Annotated in this window: 16 protein-coding genes and 1 pseudogene; 4 read left to right on the top strand and 13 right to left on the bottom strand. The window is 71.5% G+C overall.

Translation table 11 applies throughout. The features are described 5' to 3' along the window. Positions 1-39: 39 nt before the first annotated feature. The 6 genes from WME83_RS40695 to WME83_RS40670 form a co-directional block, all read right to left on the bottom strand. Positions 40-1155, bottom strand: a complete 1116-nt coding sequence (locus WME83_RS40695) for a prohibitin family protein (protein ID WP_437315094.1) — start codon at positions 1153-1155, stop codon at positions 40-42. A gap of 12 nt (positions 1156-1167) precedes the next feature. Next, positions 1168-1437, bottom strand: a complete 270-nt coding sequence (locus WME83_RS40690) for a hypothetical protein (protein WP_437315093.1) — start codon at positions 1435-1437, stop codon at positions 1168-1170. A gap of 3 nt (positions 1438-1440) precedes the next feature. After that, positions 1441-3351 carry a PAS domain-containing protein gene (locus tag WME83_RS40685; RefSeq protein ID WP_437315092.1) on the bottom strand — a complete coding sequence of 637 codons (1911 nt, stop codon included), beginning with the start codon at positions 3349-3351 and terminating at the stop codon, positions 1441-1443. Positions 3352-3444: 93 nt separating this feature from the next. Further along, positions 3445-4230, bottom strand: a complete 786-nt coding sequence (locus WME83_RS40680) for an ABC transporter permease (RefSeq protein ID WP_437322100.1) — start codon at positions 4228-4230, stop codon at positions 3445-3447. Positions 4231-4235: 5 nt separating this feature from the next. After that, on the bottom strand, positions 4236-5042 hold the full coding sequence (locus tag WME83_RS40675; RefSeq protein ID WP_437315091.1) for an ABC transporter permease: 807 nt from the start codon (positions 5040-5042) through the stop codon (positions 4236-4238). Continuing rightward, entirely contained in the window at positions 5039-6070 is a 1032-nt protein-coding gene (locus WME83_RS40670; protein WP_437315090.1) for an ABC transporter ATP-binding protein, read from the bottom strand. Before WME83_RS40670 ends, WME83_RS40675 begins: the two co-directional genes overlap by 4 nt. 110 nt (positions 6071-6180) lie before the next feature. Between WME83_RS40670 and WME83_RS40665 the strand changes: the two genes are divergently transcribed. Beyond that, on the top strand, positions 6181-8595 hold the full coding sequence (locus tag WME83_RS40665; protein ID WP_437315089.1) for a protein kinase domain-containing protein: 2415 nt from the start codon (positions 6181-6183) through the stop codon (positions 8593-8595). 73 nt (positions 8596-8668) lie between these two features. Here WME83_RS40665 and WME83_RS40660 read toward each other — a convergent pair whose 3' ends face one another. Continuing rightward, positions 8669-9850 (bottom strand): FIST C-terminal domain-containing protein, encoded by a 1182-nt coding sequence (locus WME83_RS40660; protein ID WP_437315088.1) that lies wholly within the window; start codon positions 9848-9850, stop codon positions 8669-8671. A 132-nt stretch (positions 9851-9982) separates the two neighbouring features. On the opposite strand from WME83_RS40660, the gene WME83_RS40655 reads away from it, so the two are divergent. Together WME83_RS40655 and WME83_RS40650 are read left to right on the top strand one after the other, a co-directional pair. Beyond that, positions 9983-10738 (top strand): PP2C family protein-serine/threonine phosphatase, encoded by a 756-nt coding sequence (locus tag WME83_RS40655; RefSeq protein WP_061626069.1) that lies wholly within the window; start codon positions 9983-9985, stop codon positions 10736-10738. Between the two features lie 33 nt (positions 10739-10771). Further along, the gene (locus WME83_RS40650; RefSeq protein ID WP_020740040.1) at positions 10772-11035 is read left to right on the top strand and encodes a hypothetical protein; all 264 of its coding nucleotides are present in this window, start codon (positions 10772-10774) and stop codon (positions 11033-11035) included. Positions 11036-11083: 48 nt separating this feature from the next. On the opposite strand, the gene WME83_RS40645 is transcribed toward WME83_RS40650, so the two are convergent. From WME83_RS40645 to WME83_RS40625, 5 genes and pseudogenes are all read right to left on the bottom strand, one after another. After that, positions 11084-13141 carry a PrkA family serine protein kinase gene (locus WME83_RS40645; RefSeq protein WP_437315087.1) on the bottom strand — a complete coding sequence of 686 codons (2058 nt, stop codon included), beginning with the start codon at positions 13139-13141 and terminating at the stop codon, positions 11084-11086. Between the two features lie 268 nt (positions 13142-13409). Next, complete coding sequence (locus tag WME83_RS40640; protein ID WP_437315086.1) at positions 13410-14621, bottom strand: YcbK family protein; 1212 nt, start codon at positions 14619-14621, stop codon at positions 13410-13412. Positions 14622-15245: 624 nt separating this feature from the next. Further along, positions 15246-16235, bottom strand: a complete 990-nt coding sequence (locus tag WME83_RS40635; protein WP_437315085.1) for an L-threonylcarbamoyladenylate synthase — start codon at positions 16233-16235, stop codon at positions 15246-15248. 558 nt (positions 16236-16793) lie between these two features. Next, a pseudogene (locus WME83_RS40630) lies at positions 16794-16955 on the bottom strand (GIY-YIG nuclease family protein); the annotation flags it as partial. A 30-nt stretch (positions 16956-16985) separates the two neighbouring features. Next, positions 16986-17870 (bottom strand): SDR family NAD(P)-dependent oxidoreductase, encoded by an 885-nt coding sequence (locus WME83_RS40625; RefSeq protein WP_437315084.1) that lies wholly within the window; start codon positions 17868-17870, stop codon positions 16986-16988. Positions 17871-18901: 1031 nt separating this feature from the next. Here WME83_RS40625 and WME83_RS40620 point away from each other — a divergent pair. After that, on the top strand, positions 18902-19744 hold the full coding sequence (locus WME83_RS40620; RefSeq protein WP_437315083.1) for a hypothetical protein: 843 nt from the start codon (positions 18902-18904) through the stop codon (positions 19742-19744). A gap of 25 nt (positions 19745-19769) precedes the next feature. Here the strand turns inward: WME83_RS40620 and WME83_RS40615 are convergent, their stop codons facing one another. Further along, positions 19770-20072, bottom strand: coding sequence for a hypothetical protein (locus tag WME83_RS40615; RefSeq protein WP_437315082.1), 303 nt, complete (start codon positions 20070-20072; stop codon positions 19770-19772). Between the last annotated feature and the right edge of the window lie 111 nt (positions 20073-20183).

The following is a 20183-nucleotide window of genomic DNA, read 5'->3' as shown; positions in this document are numbered from 1 at the left end:
CGCGAGGTGGCGAGCGCGACGACGCCGTGCAGGCGCCCCTCAGGGCGCCGCGGCAGGCGCCTGCTGCGCGGGCTTCGCGCCCCTGTCCCCCTGGCCGCCGCCCGCGCCGGGCGTCGCCCCGTCCGCCGCGCCCGCCTCGCCCCCGGGCGCGGTCTCCTCCAGCAGCTCGGCCAGCTTCTGCTCGGCGTCCTTGTCGAGCGCGCTCTTCATGTCGAACGTCAGCATCGGCAGCGGACCCTGGTTCATCGCCGGAAGTCGCCCGTTCCACCGCTCCAGCGCGCGGTACTGCAGCACCGCAGGCGTCGCCGACAGCCGGATGATCGTGTTCGCCTTGGCCTCGGCCCGCGCGCGGATGAGCAGCGCGTCCGCCTCGCCGCGGGCGCGCTCCCGCGCCGACTCGGCCGCGCCGCGCGCCGTCGCGATCGCCTGCTCGGCCTCGGCCCGCACCTGGCGCACCCGGTTCTCGGCCTGGATCGCCTTCTGCGTCGCCTCCATCGCCTGGTTGATCGCCGCGGCCACGTTCTCGGGCAGCCGGAGCGCGCCGTTGATGGTCAGCTGATCGATCCGGATGCCGTCCTTCTCGAGGACCACCTCGAGCTCCTTGATCACGTCGTGGATGAGGCTCGTCTTGCCCGACCCGTAGATCTCCTGGACTGGCATCTTCGACGCGACCGAGTTGAACGCCTCGCGCACCGCGTTGCGCACGTAGCGGTCCGCGAGCCGCATCAGGTCGTTCTCGCGGAAGCGCAGGTAGAGGTGAGGCGCCTTGTCCGGCTCGATGTGGAAGGACATCCCGATGTCCGCGCCCACGTTCACCCCCTCGGAGGACGAGAAGGTGATCGACTCGTCGACCGACCGGCCCTCGTGCGCCGACGACGTCCAGACCACGTTCTGCACGCTCGTCGGAAACTGCACGATCTGCTCGGTGAGCGGGTTGTAGAACACCCAGCCGGTCACGACCGGGATGTCGTCGACGCCGCGGCTCGATCCAGCCAGCTTGACCCGGATGCCCACGTGCGCGGCGTCGATCCGCGTCACCGTGGTGCACGCGACGAAGAGCGTCGCGACGAGGAGCACGAGGCCGAGCGCGACGCGGCGCGCCGCGCCGGCGGCGACGTTCGATGGACCGAGCTTGATGGAGGGGATCTTCGCCATGGATGGAGCCTCTCAGTCGTCGCGCCCCACGATGAGCCAGAGGGCGCTCGCGACGCTGACGCCGAACGCGAGGAGGAGCGCGACGAGGGCGACCCAGTAGCGTACCGGGTCGGCGCCGTTCAGCCAGCCCCGCAGCGCCGTGACGAGCGCGACGTAACCCCCGAGCGCCGCCGCCGCGGGCCAGGCGCGGCGGCGCCGCAGGCGGGCGAGCTCCCGGCGGAGCCGCTCGTTCTCGGCGGCCAGGCTGGGCCGCGCATCGCGGTACGGATCGAGCCCGCTCACGCGTCACCCGTCGCGCTCGGGCAGCGGCCCCCGCGCGCGCGGCGCCTCGTCCTCGTCCTCGCGCAGATCCCGCCGCCTCCGCCGCCTCCGGACCGACACCCCGCTCGACTGCATCGCGAAGAGGAGCGCCTCCCGCAGGTTCGAGAGCGTCTTGATGTTCGACAGATCGAGCCCCAGCGACACCACCGTCTGCGCCACCTCGGGCCGGATGCCGACGACGATCCCCTGCGCGCCGAGCATCGCGACGGCGTCGATGAGCCTCAGCACGTGATCGGCCGTGGCCGCGTCCAGCGCGCTCACCCCCGTCAGATCGATGATCGCGTGACGGCACCGGGTCCGCGCCACGGCCTCGAGCAGCACCTCCATCATCTGCTGCGAGCGCTGCTCGTCGAGGACGCCGAGCACCGGCATCGTCAGGACCCCCTTCCAGACCTCGATGATCGGCGTCGACAGCGCCCGGATCGCCTCCTGCTGTCGCTCGATGATCTCGAGCCGCTCCTTCAGCATGGCCTGATGGCGCTTCTGCTCCGTGACGTCGGTCGCGCCGCCCGCCATCTGGAACGGCACGCCCCGCTCGTCCCACTCCGCCATGCCGCGGGTGAACACGTCGCGATACTCCCCGTCCTCGTGCCGCAGCCGGTACTCGATCGCGAACGGCCGCCGCTCCTCGAGGTGCGCCTTGAGCGCGGCCTGCATGAGGCTCCGATCGTCGGGGTGCAAGCGCTCGAAGAAGCTCATGAACGTCCCGCCCCACGCCTCGCGGCTGACGCCCATCATCTCCAGCATGCGATCGCTCCACTCCGTCGTGTCCTCGCGGATGTTCCAGAACCAGATGCCCTCGTTCGACCCCTCCGCGAAGAGCCGGTAACGCGCCTCGCTCTGCCGCAGGGCGGCCTCGGCCCGGCGCAGCTCGGCCACGTCGGTGGTGCCGCCGATCCACAGCACGATGTTCCCCGCCGCGTCGCGCTGCGGCAGCGCCCTCACCATGTGCTCGCGGTAGCTCTGGTCGCTCGCGCGCCGCAGGCGGAACTCCGTCTCGTACGGCTGCCCGGTCTCCAGGCTCCGGGTCCACACCGCGATCGTCTTCTGGACGTCGTCCGGGTGCAGCATGGAGAGCCAGCCCTCACCGAGCATCTGGTCTTCCGTGCGATCGAAGTAATCGAGGACGGCCTGGTTCACGAAGTTCAGCTTGCCGTCCGGGCGCGCGGTCCACACCTGGAGGGGCATGGCGTTCCCGAACGTCCGCAGCTGCGCGTCCAGCACGCCGGCCGGAGCGCCGTGCGGGGCCGCGCCGCCCTGCTGGAGCGCGGCGCCGGCGCCGCGCAGCCGGCTCGGCGGCGGCGCCTCGCGGCCGCCCGGGTCGGCGAAAGCGGCCCCGAGCGCGCGGGCGAGCGGCTCCTCGAGATCGAGGGTGCGCTCGGCCTCGGTCTCCGCGATCCGGGCGCGCACGAGGCGGAGGAGCTCCTTCCGCACCTCCTCTTCGATCCGGGCGCGCAGGTAGTCCTTCGAGCCGACCTGCGACTCGGCGAACAGCACCGACTCCGCCGCCGGCTCCGCCACGTCGAGGTAGATCCCGAGCGGCGCGCGCGGCCTCGGCGTGATGCGCAACACGATCGTCGCGTCGAGCCGATGCTCCGCCGCGTCGGCCTCCCCGGCCGTATCGACCCGGACCGTCAGGACCTGCGGGATCGAGACATCGACCGCGACGCTCACGCCGCGCGTCACCGTCGCGTCGCCGACCTGGAAGTCGACCGTGAGGCGCGACGGCTTCCCGAGGATCTTGAGCTCCCGCTCCTCGCGGCGCGCGAGCGGCAGGAGGGATATCGCTCGCCGGCGAATCACGTCGTCCGTCATCGTGAGATCGAGGAGGCTCCGGCCAAACTCCTCGAGCGTCAGCCCTCCGTGCTCCACCATGGCTCCTTCCCCATGCCGCCCCCTCCTCGCGCCAGGAGGTCAAGTCGACGAGCGTAGTGCGCAGCGCCGCGCGCCGGAAGTCCTCACGGCGGCTCAGCTCGACGCGGACGTATACCGCCCTATCGCCCGTTTCCACACCGCGCGGCCCACGGCGCCGAAGGCGAGCGCCCCGAGCGCCGCGGCGGCGGCCGTGCGCGGGGCGATGGTGCCGAGCATCGCCTCCGCCGGGTAGGTGGTCATCAGCGCGAGCGGGATGACGACGGTGAACGCGATGCGCCAGAACCCGTTGAAGATCGTGACCGGCCAGCGCGCGAAATCGAACAGGGAGTTGAAGAGGTAAGCCAGGTTGTCGAGGCGCACGACCCAGAACGCGGCGGAGATGACGAGGATGCAGATCGAGTAGAGCACCAGCGTCGCCGTCACGAGCAGGCACAGCGAGAGCGCCAGGTCGAAGGGCGCGGGGGCGCGGCCCATCTTCGTGAACGCATAGACGAAGATCGCGGCCGCGGCCGCGGCGTCCACGACCTTGCGGACCTCGAACCGGGCCGTGGAGACGAGGAACTGCGCGTCCGCCGGCTTGAGCAGCGTGAAGTCGAGCGTGCCCTTGCGGATCTGGTCGACCACGCTGATGAGCGACGGGTTCACGGCCCCCTCGAGGATGCCCTTGAGGAGCGTGAACCACCCGACCACGACGAGCGCGCGCTCGTACGTCCAGCCCTGGACCGGCGGGCGGGCGGCGAGCGCGATGTGGAGCGGGACGAGCCCGACCAGCGTCCAGATGACGGTCATCACCGCGCCGAGCAGGAAATCCCACCGGTACTGCATCCCGAGCGCGAGCGAGACGCGCAGCTGCGTCGCGAGGAGCCGGAGGTAACGCACGCCGCTCACCCGCCGAACGCCGAGAACCGCCGGATGCCCGCGCGCCACGCGACGAGCGCCGCCGCGGCCGTGAAGAGCGCGAACGCCCACTGCACCGCGAGCTCGGTGAGCGCGCGGCCCGGGGCGAGCAGGCCGGTGATGAGCTCGACCGGGAACGCGAGGCTGTACCGGAACGGCAGCGCCCGCGCGACGTCGCCGAGCCACGCGGGGAACAGCTCGATCGGGACGAGGTAGCCGGCGAAGACCATGAACGCCGCGAGGTAGACCTCGAACACCGCGGTCGAGCTCTCGATCACGAACGCGAGCGAGCCGATCAGCGCCATCGTGAAGAAGTTGATCATCCAGGCGCCGACGAGCGACGCCGCCCAGATCCCGAGCTCGAGGGGCGTCGGCTGGAACCGCTCGCCCGAGGTGACGGCGAGGGCGACGATCGCGATGGGCAGGCAGAGCGCCGCGCGCAGCGGGAGCGCCGCGAGGTTGTCGGCGGCGAAGGAGATGAGCGGGTGGATCGGCTTGAGCAGGCGCTGCGAGAGGGCGCCGCTCTTGATCTCCATGTTCAGCTCCCACACGAGCCACGAGCCGGTCATCTGCCGGACGATGAGGATGGCCAGGAAATACGCGGTGAAATCGCTCGCCCCGAAGCGGCCGACCGGCGCGCTCGCCGCCACCGCCGACCAGAGCGCGAGGCTCACGAGCGGCATCGTCGTCGTGAGCATCCAGATCAGCATCTCGGCCCGGTACGCCATCGCGGCCGCGACCCCGACGCGGAGCAGCGTCGGGAACGCCCGGCCCGCCCTGGAGAGCGCGCTCACGACGCGGCCTCGCCCGCGGCGCCCGCCGGCTCGCCGGCCCGCCCCTCGCCCGCGAAGAGCTCCCGCATCACCTCCTCCAGGGGAGGATCCTCCACCGTGAGATCCGCGATGTCGGTCTGGCTGAGCAGCCACGACATGGCCTGGCGCAGCTCCTCCTGCGGCACCTGCAGCACCGCGCGGCCCGGATCGAACGAGAGCACGGCGCCGACCCGCTCGAGGAGCGCCCGGTCGACCGGGCCGCCGAAGCGCAGCGCGATCCGCTTGTGAGGCCGCACGCTGCGGGCGAGCGCCGCGAGGTCGCCGTCGTAGCGCAGCCGACCCTTGTCGATGACGATGACCCGGGGGCAGAGCGCCGCCACGTCGTCCATGTAATGGGACGTGAGCACCACCGTGGCCCCGCGCTGCTCGTTGTAGCGGCGGATGAACTCCCGCACGCCGAGCTGCATCGCCACGTCGAGCCCGATCGTCGGCTCGTCGAGGAACAGGATCTCCGGCCGGTGCAGCAGGGCGGCCGCGAGCTCGCACTTCATGCGCTCGCCGAGCGAGAGCTGCCGCGTCGGCTTCGAGGCGATGGCGGCGATCCCGAGCAGGTCTTCCAGCTCACCGAGCGTCTGCTTGAAATCCGCCTCACTGATCCCGTAGATGGCGCGGTTCAGGGCGAAGGTCTCGGCGGGGGGGAGGTCCCAGAGGAGCTGCTGCTTCTGGCCCATGACGAGGGTGATCCGCTTGAGGAAGCCGACCTCGCGGTGCTGCGGGACGAAGCCCGCCACCCGGACCCGGCCGCCCGACGGGTGGAGCAGGCCGGAGAGGACCTTCAGCGTGGTCGTCTTGCCCGCGCCGTTCGGCCCCAGGAAGCCGACGCGCTCGCCGGGCGCGATCGAGAACGAGAGGTCCTCGACCGCGTGGACCACCCGGGTGCGGCGCCGGAAGACCGAGCGCACCATGGCCCCGAAGCCGGGGGCGCGCTCGTGGACCTGGTACGATTTGGAGAGCGATTCCACCGCGATGGCGCTCGACGCCTCTGCCATGCTCGGCGGACACTAGCACCTCCGCGCTGGAGCTCCCGCGGCGACCGAATGCTCGCCCCGCGGATCCGGGCTACCCTCAGGGCGCGGGGGGCAACGGCCCGGATTCCCCTATGCCGCAGAGCTTCAAGGACGACACGATCCATGACACACCGCTCCCGGCGAGCGGCGCCCGGGCGGGGGGCGAGCCCGCGAACGCCGCGGCGGAGACCGGCCCGCGCCAGGTCCTCGCCGGCCGGTACGAGCTCCTCGGGCTGGTCGGCATCGGCGGCATGGGGAGCGTGTACCGCGCCCGCGACCTGGAGCTCGAGGAGGTCGTCGCCGTCAAGGTGCTGCGGCGCGAGCTCAGCGGCGCGCCCGAGGTGATCGATCGGTTCCGGCGCGAGGTGCGGCTCTCGCGCAAGGTGACGCACCCGAACGTGGCGCGCGTCTTCGACATCGGCGAGCACGAGGGCGACCGGTTCCTGACGATGGAGTTCATCGAGGGCGAGGCGCTCGCCGCGCTCCTCGCGCGCGAGCGGCGGCTCGCCGTCGCCCGCGCCATGGACATCGTCGAGAGCGTGTGCGCGGGGCTCGTGGCCGCGCACCGGGCCGGCGTCATCCACCGCGACCTCAAGCCGGACAACGTGCTGCTCGGACGCGACGGGCGCGTCGTCCTGACCGACTTCGGGATCGCGCGCGCGATCGTGCCGGACGGCGAGGCGGGCAAGACGCTGGGCGCGGTCATGGGGACGCCGGCGTACATGGCGCCCGAGCAGGTGCAGGGCGCCGCGGACATCGACGCGCGCGCCGACGTCTACGCGCTCGGCGCCATGCTCTACGAGATGCTCACGGGCGAGCGCGCGTGGCAGGGCGACGCGCCGCTCGCCGTCGCCGCGGCGCGGCTCGTCTCCGACCCGCCGGACCCGCGGCGCCGGCGCGCCGACCTGCCCGACGCGCTCGCGCGCGTGGTGCTCCGCTGCATGGCCCGCTCGCGCGACGAGCGGTACGCGTCCGTCGAGAGCGCCGCGCAGGAGCTCGCGTCGCTCACGCGCCCGGCCACGATCGTCCCGCCGGCGTTCACGCCGCCGCACGAGCGCACGGCGATCTCCGGCGTCTCCGGGGTCATCTCTGGGCCGATCTCCTCGTCGAACGAGCCGGGCGGCAAGAGCGTGGCGGTCCTCCCGTTCGCGAACCAGGGCGCGCCGTCCGACGCGTACCTGGCCGAGGAGCTGACCGACGATCTCATCGACACGCTCTCGATGACCCGGGGCCTGCGGGTGAGGTCGCGCGGGTCGCTGCCGCGGCGCCCGGACGGCGAGGTCGACCTGCGCGAGCTCGGGCGCGAGCTCGGGGTGCAGGTGGTCGTCGGCGGCTCGGTGCGGCGGCGCGACGGGACGGTGCGGATCAGCGCGCGGCTCGTCTGCGTCGCCGACGGGTTCCAGCTGTGGGCGAAGCGCTTCGACCGCCCCGAGGCCGAGGTGCTGCGGATCAACGACGAGGTGGCCGAGGCGGTCGCGGCGGCGCTGACCCTCGACGCGGCCGCCCCGAGCCGCACGGCGCCGAGCGATCCGGTCGCGCTCGACCTGTTCCTGCGCGGGCGCCACGAGTACCGGAGGTACTGGCCGGAGCACCAGGCGCGCGCGATCGAGCTCTTCGAGCAGGCGCTCGCGCGCGCGCCCGAGGATCCGATGATCCTGTCGGCCTACGCGCTCGCGCGCTCGCGCTTCTGGTTCTTCACGGATCAGGGCGGCGATCTGGCCATGCAGGCGGCGGCGCGCGCCGCCGCCGCCGCGCCCGGGCTGCCGGACGCGCGGCTCGCGATGGCGTCGGTGCGGTTCCAGCGCCTCGACGTGATCGGGGCGATGCGGGAGCTCAAGGCCGCGCTCGCGTCCCAATCCGGGAACGCCGAGGCGGAGGGCCTCATCGGCACCATCCTGCTCGAGTGCGGCGCGTTCGAGGAGGGCGCGCGGCGTGCGCGGTCCGCGCTGGCGCGCGATCCCGAGGTGGTGCTCGCGGCGTACGCGCTGGCGCGCGCGTACGCGCTCCAGGACCGGTGGTCGGACGGCGAGGACGTGATCAGGGCGCTGCCGAACTCGGGCAGCGGATCAGGACCCGCGGTCTACCGGATGCGCAAGGTGATGTGGCAGCGCGACCCGGAGGTGCTCGCGGCGCTCTCGCAGCGGCGCGTGCGCGACGCTTTCCCGTACGCCCCCGACCCGTTCGTGCCGCTGATCGAGGACGTCCTTTCGGATCGGCTGTCGGACGACCGGCCCACGCTGGCGCCGGGCCCGAGCGCGCCCGTCACGGCGCTGCGGCGCACGTCGTTCCTGCGGCAGCTCCAGGCGGAGCTCGCGGCCTTCCTGGGCAAATCGGAGCTCGCGCTGCAGGCGCTCGAGCTCTCGCTGGCCGACGGCCTGTTCGACCTGGTCTGGATGGAGCGCTGCCCCGTCTTCGCCTCGCTGCGCGCGGACCCGCGCTACGCGGCGATCCAGGCCGAGGTGCAGCGGCGGGCCTCCGCCGTGGTCGCGGTGTACCGCGAGCGCTGACGCGCGCGGCGTCCTGTGCGGCGGCGGGGCGCCAGGTGCTGCGGTACCTGTGCGGCGGCGGGGGGCGCGGCGCTCAGCTCGGCGCGCGGAAGAGCGCGAGCACGCCGGTGTAGAGGGCGAGCCGGGCCTGGCCCGGCGCCCAGGGGGCGATCTCGAAGCTCGAGTGCATGCCGGCGATGGGGAGGTCCGCGAAGCGCTGGCGCAGGATGCGCGCCTCGACGTCGGGCGCCCCGTACAGGCCCTGGCCGCGACCGGCGCAGCTCAGGTACAGCGCGAAGCGCGGGGCCGACCCGAGCGCGCTCTGGGACACCTGCCGGGCGATCCCCTCGAGACCGGCGCGGGCGGCGGCGGCGTCGCGCACCGCGAAGGCGAGGCGCACCCCGGGCCTCGCGTCGTCGCCGAGCAGGAGCCCGCGCCGCGACGGATCGACGCCGCGGACCGGCCGCAGCACGTACCGCGCGTCGCCGGGCGCCGCCGGCGCGGCGGCCTCGCCCCGCGGATCGGCCGCGTCGCCGCGCGGATCGGGCGGGTCGGCGAGCGCGGCGAGGACGAGGTGCTGGGGGCTGGGCTGCTCGCCGAGCGCGGCGGTCGCGGCGGACAGGAGGTCGAGCGCCGGCCGCCCGCCGGCGCGGAGCACGACCCCGCCGCTCACGTCCTCGATGGGGTGGAAGCCGGAGAGCAGTCGGACGGCGGGCGAGGCGTCGACGAGGGGCGGGGCGAGCCCGGTGATGGCGAGGCCGGTCGTCGCGCCCTCGAGCAGCTCGCCCTGGGCGGTGACGCCGATGGCGGCGCCGGACGCGGTCCCGGCGCCGAACAGGCACGTGCTGGGCGCGGTGGAGGCGAGCGCCTCGAGCGTCTCGGGGGCGAACGCCCCGGGCCGTACGAAGAGGATCGCGGTCGCGGAGCGGCGGCCGACGATGCGGGCGAGGGTCTCGCGCAGGAGGCGGACCGGCTCCTCGGCGCGCTCGGGCAGCGCGAACGGCGTGACCTGCCCGCCGGACCAGAGCACGCCGCTCGCGCCGGTGTCCCCCTCGATCTCGCCGCGCTCGCTGAGCACGCCCGCGGCGGGCACGACGCAGGCGGGGATGCCGCGCCACGTGCTACGGACGAGCTCGGCGACGCCCGAGGCGCGCTGGGCGAGCTGCCCGGAGACGAAGACGACCCCGCCCGAGGCCGACGGGACGGCGCTGCGCAGGTCGGCCAGGTGGTGGAGAAGGCCATCCGGCCCACAGGTGGCGGAGAAGCTTCGTGCCATGGCTGGCGGGTCCATCCTAACCGAGCCGTCGCCCACTCGACAGGCCCCGCTGAAGAAGTTTATCGTGCGATAGTCGCGCCGGCGCCTCGGGGCTCTCCCCACGGGCGGCGATCGAAGGACCGGGCAAGCTCGATGAGGATCCAATCATTTGGCCGCACCGACGTCGGGCGCCACCGGCGCGCCAATGAGGACGCGTTCTTCCGGGACGACGAGCTCCGCCTCTACATCGTCGCGGACGGGATGGGCGGGCACGCGGCGGGCGAGGTCGCCAGCGCCGAGGCGGTCGAGACGATCTACGGCATGGTCAAGCGCGGGCTGCCCGCCATCGGCGATCCCGACGCGCCGCTCACGCAGCCCAAGGCGCGCGCCGTGCTGCGGATCCTCGAGGGCGCGATCCAGGCGGCGACGTACATGGTCTTCGCCATCGCCGAGCTCGACCGCGACAAGAGCGGCATGGGCACGACGATCAGCGCGGCGCTCATCGTGGGCGGCGCGCTGGTGACCGGGCAGGTGGGCGACAGCCGCATCTACCAGGTCCGCAACGGGACCGCGGTGCAGATGACCGAGGACCACACGCTGATCGCGTGGCAGATCAAGAACGGGCTCATCTCCCCGGACGAGGCGAGGAGCTCGCCGCACCGCAACGTGATCACGCGCGCGGTGGGCAACAGGGACTATGTCGAGGTCGACACCTCGATCGTGGCCGTGGAGGCGGGGGATCGATACCTGCTCTGCTCCGACGGGCTGCACGGCTATCTCCACGCCGAGGAGGAGATCGCGAGCATCGCCTCGAAGGGCGGCGACACGGCGGTCGACCTCTTCATCGAGCTCGCGAACCGGCGCGGGGGGCGGGACAACATCACCGCGGTCCTGGTCGAGGTGGGCTGACGCGCCCGCTCGAAAGTCGGCTAGGCTGCGCGCATGGCGCTCAAGGACAAACTGGTCTCCGAGGGGATGAAGCTCGCCGCGAACCCGAACGTGGCGAAGCTGATGCAGGACGAGCGGTTCATGCGGCTGTTCATGACGGCGATGAGCGTGCCCGGTCGGGTCTCCTCGTTCACGGCGGAGCAGAAGGAGACGTTCGCCAAGGCGATGGGCCTGGCGACCGTCGAGGAGGTCCGCGACCTCAAGCGGACGGTGGCCTCGCTGGAGCGCGAGATCGCGAAGCTCAGGCGCGAGGGGTGATCCCGGGGCGCGGGGGGCGCGGCGCGCGAGGCGCCGCGCCCGGGGCGGCTACTTCGTGTCGCCGCGCGCGTAGATGCTGGCCACGTAGTCGAGCACGTCGCGCGCCGAGACCTCGTTGTACCCGAAGTACTTGATCATCCGGGTCTTGATGATGTCGATCTTCTCCTGCGTCTCCTTGTCGATGACGCTCGACACCAGGGTCTGGAGCTTGATCGCGTCCTTCTGGTCCTCGAACAGCTTGAGCTCGAGGGCGCGGCGGAGCCGGTCGTTCGTGTGCCACTCGAACTTCTTGCCGTCGACCGCGAGCGCGCCGATGTAGTTCATGATCTCGCGGCGGAAGTCGTCCTTCCGGTTCTCGGGGATGTCGATCTTCTCCTCGATCGAGCGCATCAGCCGCTCGTCCGGCTCGACGTCCTCGCGGGTGAAGCGGTCCTTCACCTTCTCCTTCAGGGTGTAGGCCTTGATCGAGTCGATGTAGTTCGCGGCGAGCTTCTGGATCGCGTCCTCGTCGGCGCTGATCGCCCGCTGCACCTCGTTCTTGACGATCTCCTCGTACTCGCGCTTCACCATCCCGATGCACTCGGTGTAGCGCTTGCGCTGCTCGTCGTTCGTGATGAGCGAGTGGTGGCGCAGGCCCTTCTCGAGCTCGCTCATGACCATGAAGGGGTTGATCGTCCCCTCGCCGAGGTCGTTCACGAGCGCGTTCGAGATCTTGTCCTGCACGTAGCGGGGGCTGATCCCTTCCATGCCCTCGCGCGACGCCTCCTTGCGGAGCTCCTTCACGGTGTCCTGCGTGTAGCCGGGCAGGACCTTGCCGTCGTAGAGCTTCATCTTCTGGACGAGCGAGAGGTTGTGCTTCTTCGGGTCCTCGAGCCGGGTGAGCGCGGCCCACATCGCGGCGACCTCGAGCGTGTGAGGGGCGATGTGCTTGCCGCGGATCTTCTCCTTGTTGAAGTCCTTCTCGTAGATCCGGATCTCCTCCGACACCTTGGTGATGTAGGGGATATCGATCTTGATGGTGCGGTCGCGGAGCGCCTCCATGAACTCGTTGTTCAGGAGCTTCTTGTACTCGGCCTCGTTCGTGTGGCCGATGATGACCTCGTCGACGTCGGTCTGGGCGAACTTCTTCGGCTTGATCTTGTGCTCCTGCGACGCGCCGAGCAGGTCGTAGAGGAAGGCGACGTCGAGCTTCAGCACCTCGATGAACTCGACGATGCCGCGGTTCGCGATGTTGAACTCGCCGTCGAAGTTGAAGGCGCGCGGGTCCGAGTCCGAGCCGTACTCGGCGATCTTGCGGTAGTTGATGTCGCCGGTGAGCTCGGTCGAGTCCTGGTTCTTCTCGTCCTTCGGCTGGAAGGTGCCGATGCCGACGCGGTCCTTCTCGCTGAGCACGAGGCGGCGCACGCGCACGTGCTGCATGACCTTCGACCAGTCGCCGCCGTACTTGTCCATCAGGCGGTTGAAGATGAAGCGGCACGCCGGGTCGAGGTCGCCCTCGGTGCGGACGTGGAACTGCGGGCTCGACAGGCCGAGCTCGCGGAACGCGCGGTCGCGCCAGGACGGCGGCACGAGGCGCAGCGGCTCCTCGTGCATCGGGCACTTGAAGCGGGAGCTCTCCGTCCCGGCCATGCCGACGTCGTCGAGGTTCACCCAGTCGAAGGTGTAGAGCGCGCCGTCGGGGGTCGTCGAGTAGTGCTCGATCCCCTTCTTGAGCAGCCGCGCGATCGTCGACTTCGACGAGCCGACCGGCCCGTGGAGCAGGATGACGCGCTTCTCCGGGCCGTACCCCTCGGAGGCGGCCCGGAGCACGTGGACGAGCCGCATCAGCGGGATGTCGAGCCCGTACACGGCGTCGGCGCCGCCGTTCATCTCATCCTTGAAGAAGTTGTAGCGGATGAGCTTCTTCTTGTTGTCCGTGTACTCTTCGATGCCGTAGCGGATGATCATGTCGTACGCCCGCTGGAACGCGTTGCGCGTCACCTGCGGGTTCTGGCGCACGATCTGGAGGTACTCTTCGAACGTGCCCTCCCACGCGAGATCGCGGTAGAGCGCGAAGTCCTGCATCGCCGCGATCTTGTCAACCATCCCTGTCCGCAACTCGCCCATTTCGCACCTTTTTCTCCAGGGCGACCGCGGGGCGGCCTTGGCCGCCGGAGGTGCGGGAGCGGGGCCCGGCGTGCCGAGCTCCGCCTCCGTCGTGCGCCGCGCGCCCGGGGGGAAGCCAAGCTTAACACCGATCGCGGGAACGCAAGGCGGCTGCGCCCCGGAGCTTTCTCCATCCGGAACGGGAACCGGAACGGGAATAAGCTGCGGCGCGGCCCGATCGCGCCGGTGCAGCCGGAGGAGGTGCGAGGGTGCCCGCGGGGAGGCGACGTCAGCGGGCGGACGGCGCGGGAGAGCGCGCGTCCTGCGCGGGGGAGCGAGCGTCCTGCGCTCCCCAGGTGAGCCCTCCGCTTTCCACGACGCCGGGCCAGGAATCGACGTACTCCGACGGCTCGCCGGGCCTGGAGGCGTCGATCCAGAAGAGGCGGCCGGTGCCGGGGCGGCGCACGTCGACGTGGACGAACTTGCTGTTCGGGTAGAACCCGCAGCCCACGTCGTCGAGGGTGCGGCAGAACTGGAACAGCGCCGCGTTCGGGACGCCCATGACGAGGATGTCCATGGCGCGCCCCTCGGCGTGCTGGCTGTGGTGGGTGCCGGAGGCCTTCCCCTTCGCCGGGGCCTCGCCGGCCGGGCGCGGCCGGTAGCCGCTGAAGATGTGGATCGCGCGGCGCGGGAAGGCGTCGGCGATCTGCTGGAGGAGCCAGAGCAGGCGCGGGTGGACGAGGCGGACCTGGGGCACCCACTCGAGGGCCTGCAGCCAGGTGCCTGCGTTGGGCTCGTCGGGAAGCTGCTCGCCCGGGTCCGGCGCCTCGGGGGGGCGCGCCATGATCGACAGGCGATCGAGCGCGCCGGGCGCGACGGAGCCGTCGCAGCGCACCAGCTCGAAGGCGTCGTGCTGGGCGCCGTACCGGGTGAACTGGACCGGGCCCCTGCGGCAGCGAAAGGAGGGGGGCTGCTTCTTCGGGAGATCCCAGAGCAGGTCGAAGCCGTTCGACGAGAGGCTCGGCCCCGTGGTCGCGAGGAGGGGCGTGCCGAGGATCGGGTCGAGCGGGCGGAGCCACGCGGGCGCGGCGGGATCGAGGTGGAGGGATCCGGGCAGCTCGAGCGGGGAGGGGAAGGGGGAGGTTGCGCTGGCGAACGCGGGGGTGGTGGGGGGAGCGGCGGCGAGGTTGTGCTCGCCGAGGTCGGCGTCGGCGTCGGGGCGCGCGCCGCCCCAGGCGAGCTGCCACCACGGCTGGTGCTGCCATTTCCCGTAGGCGCTGCTCATGTAGAGCCGGAGCGGACCGGGGCGCTCGACGGCGGCGTTGCGGAAGGCGCGGAGGAGCGGCAGCTCCGGCGCGACGGTCTCGTTCAGGTTGAAGGTGGCGCGCTTCGGCGGCTCGTCGAGCAGGCTGGCGCCTGCGTCCGGCGGGGCGGCGACGAGCAGGGCGGCGAGGCCGACGGCGGCGGCGAGGCGGTGGGCGGCGCGGGACGTTGCCGGCATGGGATCGAGGGAGGGCGAGGCGCGCGAGGGACGGTAGCTCACCCGGCGGGCGGGCGGAGCTGATTTGCCACAAACCGGCAGGGCGGGGGGTGAAAACCTACCTGCGGGCGGGCGGGGGGCGGGAGAGGGGGGGCGCAACCTCGGTCGGGCGCCGCAACCTCGGTCGGGCGGGGGGAGGGCGGGCGCAACCTCGGTCGGGCGTCGCAACCTCGGTCGGGCGTCGCAACCCGGGTCGGGCGGGCGCAACCCCGGTCGGGTGCCGCAGGGAGGGCGTAACCTCGGTCGGGCGCCGCAACCTCGGTCGGGCGCCGCAACCTCGGTCGGGCGCCGCAACCCGGGTCGGGCGGGCGCAACCCCGGTCGGGTGCCGCAACCTCGGTCGGGTGCCGCAACCTCGGTCGGGTGCCGCAACCTGGGTCGGGCACCGCAACCTGGGTCGGGCACCGCAACCTGGGTCGGGCACCGCAAACCCGGTCGGGCGCCGCAACCCCGGTCGGGCGCCGGGGTCGGGCACCGCAACCCCGGTCGGGCACCGCAACCTGGGTCGGGCACCGCAACCTGGGTCGGGCATCGCAACCCCGGTCGGGCATCGCAACCCCGGTCGGGCACCGCAACCCCGGTCGGCTCAGGCCGCCGCGGAGGCGCGCGTCAGCCGGTCCCGCACGGCGTCCCACGCCGGATCCTCCGGGACGGCGGCGATCACGATCACATCGCAGCCCGCGTCCTCGAGCCGGTGCAGCGCCGCGTAGAGCCCCGCCGCGTAGCCGGCGGGGTCCGCGGGGAGCTCCTCCGCGTGCGGCCCATCCGCCGTGCGCCTTCCGCGCTCGATGGCGCCCGCGCGCGCGCCGCCCCGCGCGGCGCGCTCGACCTCGTCTCGGACCGCCTCCGCGGGGACCAGCGCCACCTGCGCGCGCGGCGCGTAGTGGCGCGCGTGGGTCCCCGGCGCCGGCGCACGCTCTGTCGTCGCGGTGACCAGCCCGGCGGTCGTCTGGAGCGGCACGAGCGCGGCGATCGCCTCCGCGGCCACGTGCCCCGGCCGGAGCAGCCGCGCCGGCGAGGTCGTCACGTCGACGATGGTCGACTCGATGCCGACCGCCGTCGGCCCGCCGTCCACGATGGCGTCGATGCGCCCGCCGAGGCTCTTCTCGACGTGGTCGGCGGTGGTCGGCGAGATCGCGGTGGACCGGTTGGCGCTCGGCGCGGCGATCGGCAGCCCGACCGCGTCGAGCAGCGCGCGCGCGACCGGGTGCACGGGCACGCGGATCGCGACGGTCGGCCCGCCGGCGGCCACCTCGTCGGCGACGCGGTCGGGCCGGCGCGCGACGATGAGGGTGACGGGCCCCGGCCACATCGCCCGCGCGAGGCGCTCCGCGTCGTCGGGCCAGCGTTCCGCGAGCGCACGGGCGGACGCGACATCCGGCACGTGGACGATCAGCGGGTTGCCAGGCGGCCTCCCCTTCGCCTCGAAGATGCCGCGCGCCGCGGCCGCGACGTCGGCGCGCGCGCCGAGCCCGTACACGGTCTCCGTGGGGAAGGCGACGAGCCCTCCGCGGCGGAGGATCTCGGCCGCCCGTGCGATGGATGCCGCGTCAGCGGCGAGCCGCTCGGTTCGCATGCGCCGCGCTCCATGTTGCCCGGGCGCGCGGGAGGCAAACGAAAACTGACGCGGGGGCGCGTGGCGCTGTGCGGGCCTCGCCGCGCTCACGGAGCGGCCGGCTTCCCCGGCCGGCGTCGGGGTCCTCGAGCGCGAGCCGGGGCGGCCGATGCCGACCTCATCCACCTGACCACGCTCGGGATCCGTGCGGGCGAGGGAAGCATGGGCGCGAACTCGGCACGGTTCCCTCCGCCGCTGCAGCCGCAGCGATCGCGGAGCACGCCGGCGAGCACGGTGCCGTCGCCATGGTCAAGGGGAATCGTCGCGGTGCTGCGGATCTCCGGGCGACGACTGTTCGCCAACCGCATGGTTGACGAACACCCGAACCACTGAACCGCTAGAAAGATGTGCCCGTCCGCCGGACGGTCAGCGTTCACCCGCGAGGTCGCGAGCGTCAGCTCGCGCCTCGTCGGCGTGCAACGCGTTGTTCGGCGGCTGCGGCGTTTCGGAGAAACCGTCCAGGCACCTTGCTCCGGGGCCACCAGCAGCGAAGGAAACGTTGCGCTCCAACCGGACACCCTCATCGATCTCGACGTGGAAGAACTCCTTCCTCTCATTGATCAGGTTGGCCCGCCGGTAGTGGAACTCACGGTGAAGAGCGTTCTCCAAAGCGGGGGCATCCTCGGACCAGATCATGGCGTGGACATCGAACTCGAACGGCACCGAAGCGTCGCCCAGTTCGGCTCTATTCAATGTGCTCACGGATCCCGCTCACGCGTCGGCGTCAATGCTCTTGGGCTTGGCGCCGGCGGCCAGCATCTCCTCGCGCATGCGCTTGTGCCTGTAGCTGGCTAGCTTGAGGCTGAGCGCCGGAGACAGGCGATCGAGGTACCAGAATGCCTTCCACCATTTGGGCAGGACGATGATCGCCTCGTTGCGGGCGACGGCGTCGAGCGTGCGGCACGCGAGCTCTTCGGGGGCGATTGGGCGCAGGCGCTCCGACATGCGCATGATGGCCTCTTTGGAGACGTTCTCCACGTTGATACGGCCGTACACACCGCCGGTGAGGATGGGTGTGCGGATGGTGCCGGGGCACAGGACGGAGGCGCGGACGCCGTAGCGCTCTGCCTCCACGCGGAGGGCCTTGGTGACGGCGACGACGGCGTGCTTGGTGGCGGTGTAGGCGCCCTCGTTGAAGCCCGCGACGAGGCCTGCGACGGAGGCTGTATTCACGATGTGTCCTGAACCCTGCTTCACCATGATCGGGTAGACTGCCTGGATGCCGTAAACGACGCCGCGCAGGTTGACGTCGATGACGTCGTCCCAGTCCTCTTGCACGTGACTGGCCATCTCGCCCCCGACGACGATGCCGGCGTTGTTGAACAGGTAGTCGATGCGGCCTGAGCGCTGCAGCGTGTCTTTTGCGATGGCCTTGAAGGCCGGCAGGCTGCGCACGTCGAGCTCGGCGGCGGTCGCGCGACCTCCGCGGTCGGTGATGTCTTTGGCGACCTCCGCGGCGACGCTGTGCTGGCGATCCGCCAGCACGACCTCGCACCCTCGATGGGCGAGCTCTTCACCGAGCGCGCGGCCGATGCCGGAGGCGCCTCCGGTGACGATTGCGACCTTGTTTTCAAGCGTTTTCTGGTTGGTGCTCATCGGGCGCGGACGCTATCACGTTCACGCGCCGCGCACGATATGCCCTTCGAGCTCGATGTGTAGACAGCATCGCCGCGACGACTTGGCCCAGCGACCGCGAAGGCGTGCAAACCAGCCAGACAGCGCGCAAGTATTCGGAGTTACACCGTTCGTATCCCACTGCGTCGGGCGCTGATCCTCCGGAGAAGCGAGCGCCACAACATGAGCGATATCATGCAGTTGCGCGCGGTCTGGCCGTTCTGGTCTCCTCGGGGGCGCTTTCGCGGTTGGGAAGCGACGCCGGTGAGCGGTGAGAGCGGTGCCGCGGCGCGGCCGGTGGAGGCGTGCCTCGCCGAGACCAACCGTTCGGTGGACGAACACCGCGGCCACCCGGACCGCCGGCGGATGGGCGCTCGGAGTGTTCGTCAACCCGTTGGTTGACGAACACCCCCGCCGCGTAACCGCCTGCGCCCCCGGCCATTTCTGGGTCGCAATGGCAAGGGCGCAGCTTCACGAACGAGTTTGGACTGGCTGCTGGGCCGGACTCGCTGCTCGCTCGATCAGCAGGTACGACGCCGGGTAGTGGTCAAATTTGAACATGAAGGCGGGAAGGCAGAAAGAAAACATGAATGATCTTCCCGCCTTCCCGCCTTCCTGTGGACTCTCCCCGGCAAAGTTGACCACTACCCGACGCCGCCGACGTTCCTGATCCTCTCCGGCCGATCTTTCAAATGCCTCCGCGTGGTCTCGACCACGTGCGGAGGCTCTTCAGATGCCGGTGAACAGGTCGAGACCTCTCCATTGTATGAAAAAATTCAAATCTTTTGATCGAGACCAATGCGGCCGGCCGAAAAGATCCCCCGCGGTCGATCGCGACCTCGCCTCGGCCTCGCAACGAGCGCCGGGATTGGTCGCGACCTCCGCGGCACCTCCTTTTCAGCCGGCCGGATTGGTCTCGAACCGTCGGAAACCGGCGGGTCGCTTGACGGGCCCGTCCGGCTCGCCGTCTCCTGGCTGGACACGCTGTACCCCGGTCAAGGAGGTCGACTGCGATGTTGAAGCACCTGATGATCGAAGAGATGGTTGCGCTGGTGTCTCCGTGGGTCGAGAACGCGCAGCGGAAGCGGCTGTTCCTCTCGATCCCCGAGATCACCGGCCTGCACCCCAAGGTGGTCGCGGCCCACGAGGCCGTGCTCGCGGTGCGGCCGAGCAAGGCGGGGCCATCGGGCCAGATGAGCGCCTTGAACGACGAGCTCGGGCGGGTCGACGAGCGCCATGATCACCTCGCCAGGGCCGTGTGCTGGGGCATCGACGCGCACCGCGAGCATTGCCTCGGAGCGGACCCTCCCGAGAGAGAGCGCGCCGCGACCTGCGACCAGGTGCAGGCGAAGCTGTTTCCGGGCGGGCTCAACATCATCAAGGCCTCGCCGACCGCCGAGGCGGGCAACACCGCGCGGATCGCCCGGCTCCTCGACGAGGAGCCGTCGACCGGCGAGTTCCTGAAGGGGATCCCGGCGCCCGGCAAGACGACGCTGCTCCACACGACGCAACGGTGGATCAAGGTGGGCAAGGAGCTCGAGGCGATCGAGCACCGGCGGGACGAGCTCGCCGCGAAGGAAAAGACGGCACCGGTGACCAAGGCGACGATCGCCGCCGCCCGCAGCCAATGGTTCCGGGTCGTGTCCGCGGTGCTCTCCAACCTGGAGCTCTCCGACGCGCCGATCGAGGCGATCGAGACGATCCGCGGGCCCGTGCTGAAGGCCTCGGAGCGGGCCGGCAAGCGGTATGGCGGGACGGCCGTGGGCGAGGGGGCGGGCCAGGAGGAGCCGGGGGAGCCGGCGGCGGGTGAAGCAGCAGAGGAAGCGGGCGCCGCGGACGGCGAGCTCGTGAGCTGAGCCGCCCTCCAGGCGCGGCGCAAGCTCAGCCGCCGAGCGGCTTGCAGCAAAGCACTTGGCCATAGTCGGGCTCGATCTTCGCGCCCTCCTCGATCCGCACGCGCCCGTGGTCGATGCAGTCGCCGTGGCCTTCCGAGAGCATGCGGAGCTTGATGCCGCGGATGTCCACAGGCTCCGCCAGCTCGGTGCACACACTCTTGGTCGTGAGCGTCTGGGTCAGCACGAGATCGCTGCACGCCCGGTCGCTGTAGTACGCGAATTCCATCGAGCACGGCTCCCCATCGAACTCGCATTCGCACGTGCCGCAGCCGGAGACGAACCTGTACATGCCGAGCTTCTCCGGGAACTCCGACGGACAGGAGCGAGCCAGGACATCGTCTGGTCCTCCCCCGCTTCCGTCGACCGTCATGGCGACGCAGCGCCGAAAGCCGTCGGAGAG

Origin of the sequence: Sorangium sp. So ce385 (assembly GCF_051474135.1) — a bacterium.
GTDB lineage: Bacteria > Myxococcota_A > Polyangia > Polyangiales > Polyangiaceae > Sorangium > Sorangium cellulosum_D.
Note: the sequence above shows the minus strand (reverse complement) of the source record. Positions and strands in the feature narration are given on the sequence as shown.

Coding starts and splice junctions, on each gene's coding strand:
- WME83_RS40640 (WP_437315086.1), bottom strand. CDS start 14,621: ATGCCGGCAACGTCCCGCGCCGCCCACCGCCTCGCCGCCGCCGTCGGC.
- WME83_RS40620 (WP_437315083.1), top strand. CDS start 18,902: ATGTTGAAGCACCTGATGATCGAAGAGATGGTTGCGCTGGTGTCTCCG.
- WME83_RS40685 (WP_437315092.1), bottom strand. CDS start 3,351: ATGGTGGAGCACGGAGGGCTGACGCTCGAGGAGTTTGGCCGGAGCCTC.
- WME83_RS40625 (WP_437315084.1), bottom strand. CDS start 17,870: ATGAGCACCAACCAGAAAACGCTTGAAAACAAGGTCGCAATCGTCACC.
- WME83_RS40665 (WP_437315089.1), top strand. CDS start 6,181: ATGCCGCAGAGCTTCAAGGACGACACGATCCATGACACACCGCTCCCG.
- WME83_RS40670 (WP_437315090.1), bottom strand. CDS start 6,070: ATGGCAGAGGCGTCGAGCGCCATCGCGGTGGAATCGCTCTCCAAATCG.
- WME83_RS40635 (WP_437315085.1), bottom strand. CDS start 16,235: ATGCGAACCGAGCGGCTCGCCGCTGACGCGGCATCCATCGCACGGGCG.
- WME83_RS40650 (WP_020740040.1), top strand. CDS start 10,772: ATGGCGCTCAAGGACAAACTGGTCTCCGAGGGGATGAAGCTCGCCGCG.
- WME83_RS40615 (WP_437315082.1), bottom strand. CDS start 20,072: ATGTACAGGTTCGTCTCCGGCTGCGGCACGTGCGAATGCGAGTTCGAT.
- WME83_RS40695 (WP_437315094.1), bottom strand. CDS start 1,155: ATGGCGAAGATCCCCTCCATCAAGCTCGGTCCATCGAACGTCGCCGCC.
- WME83_RS40655 (WP_061626069.1), top strand. CDS start 9,983: ATGAGGATCCAATCATTTGGCCGCACCGACGTCGGGCGCCACCGGCGC.
- WME83_RS40660 (WP_437315088.1), bottom strand. CDS start 9,850: ATGGCACGAAGCTTCTCCGCCACCTGTGGGCCGGATGGCCTTCTCCAC.
- WME83_RS40645 (WP_437315087.1), bottom strand. CDS start 13,141: ATGGGCGAGTTGCGGACAGGGATGGTTGACAAGATCGCGGCGATGCAG.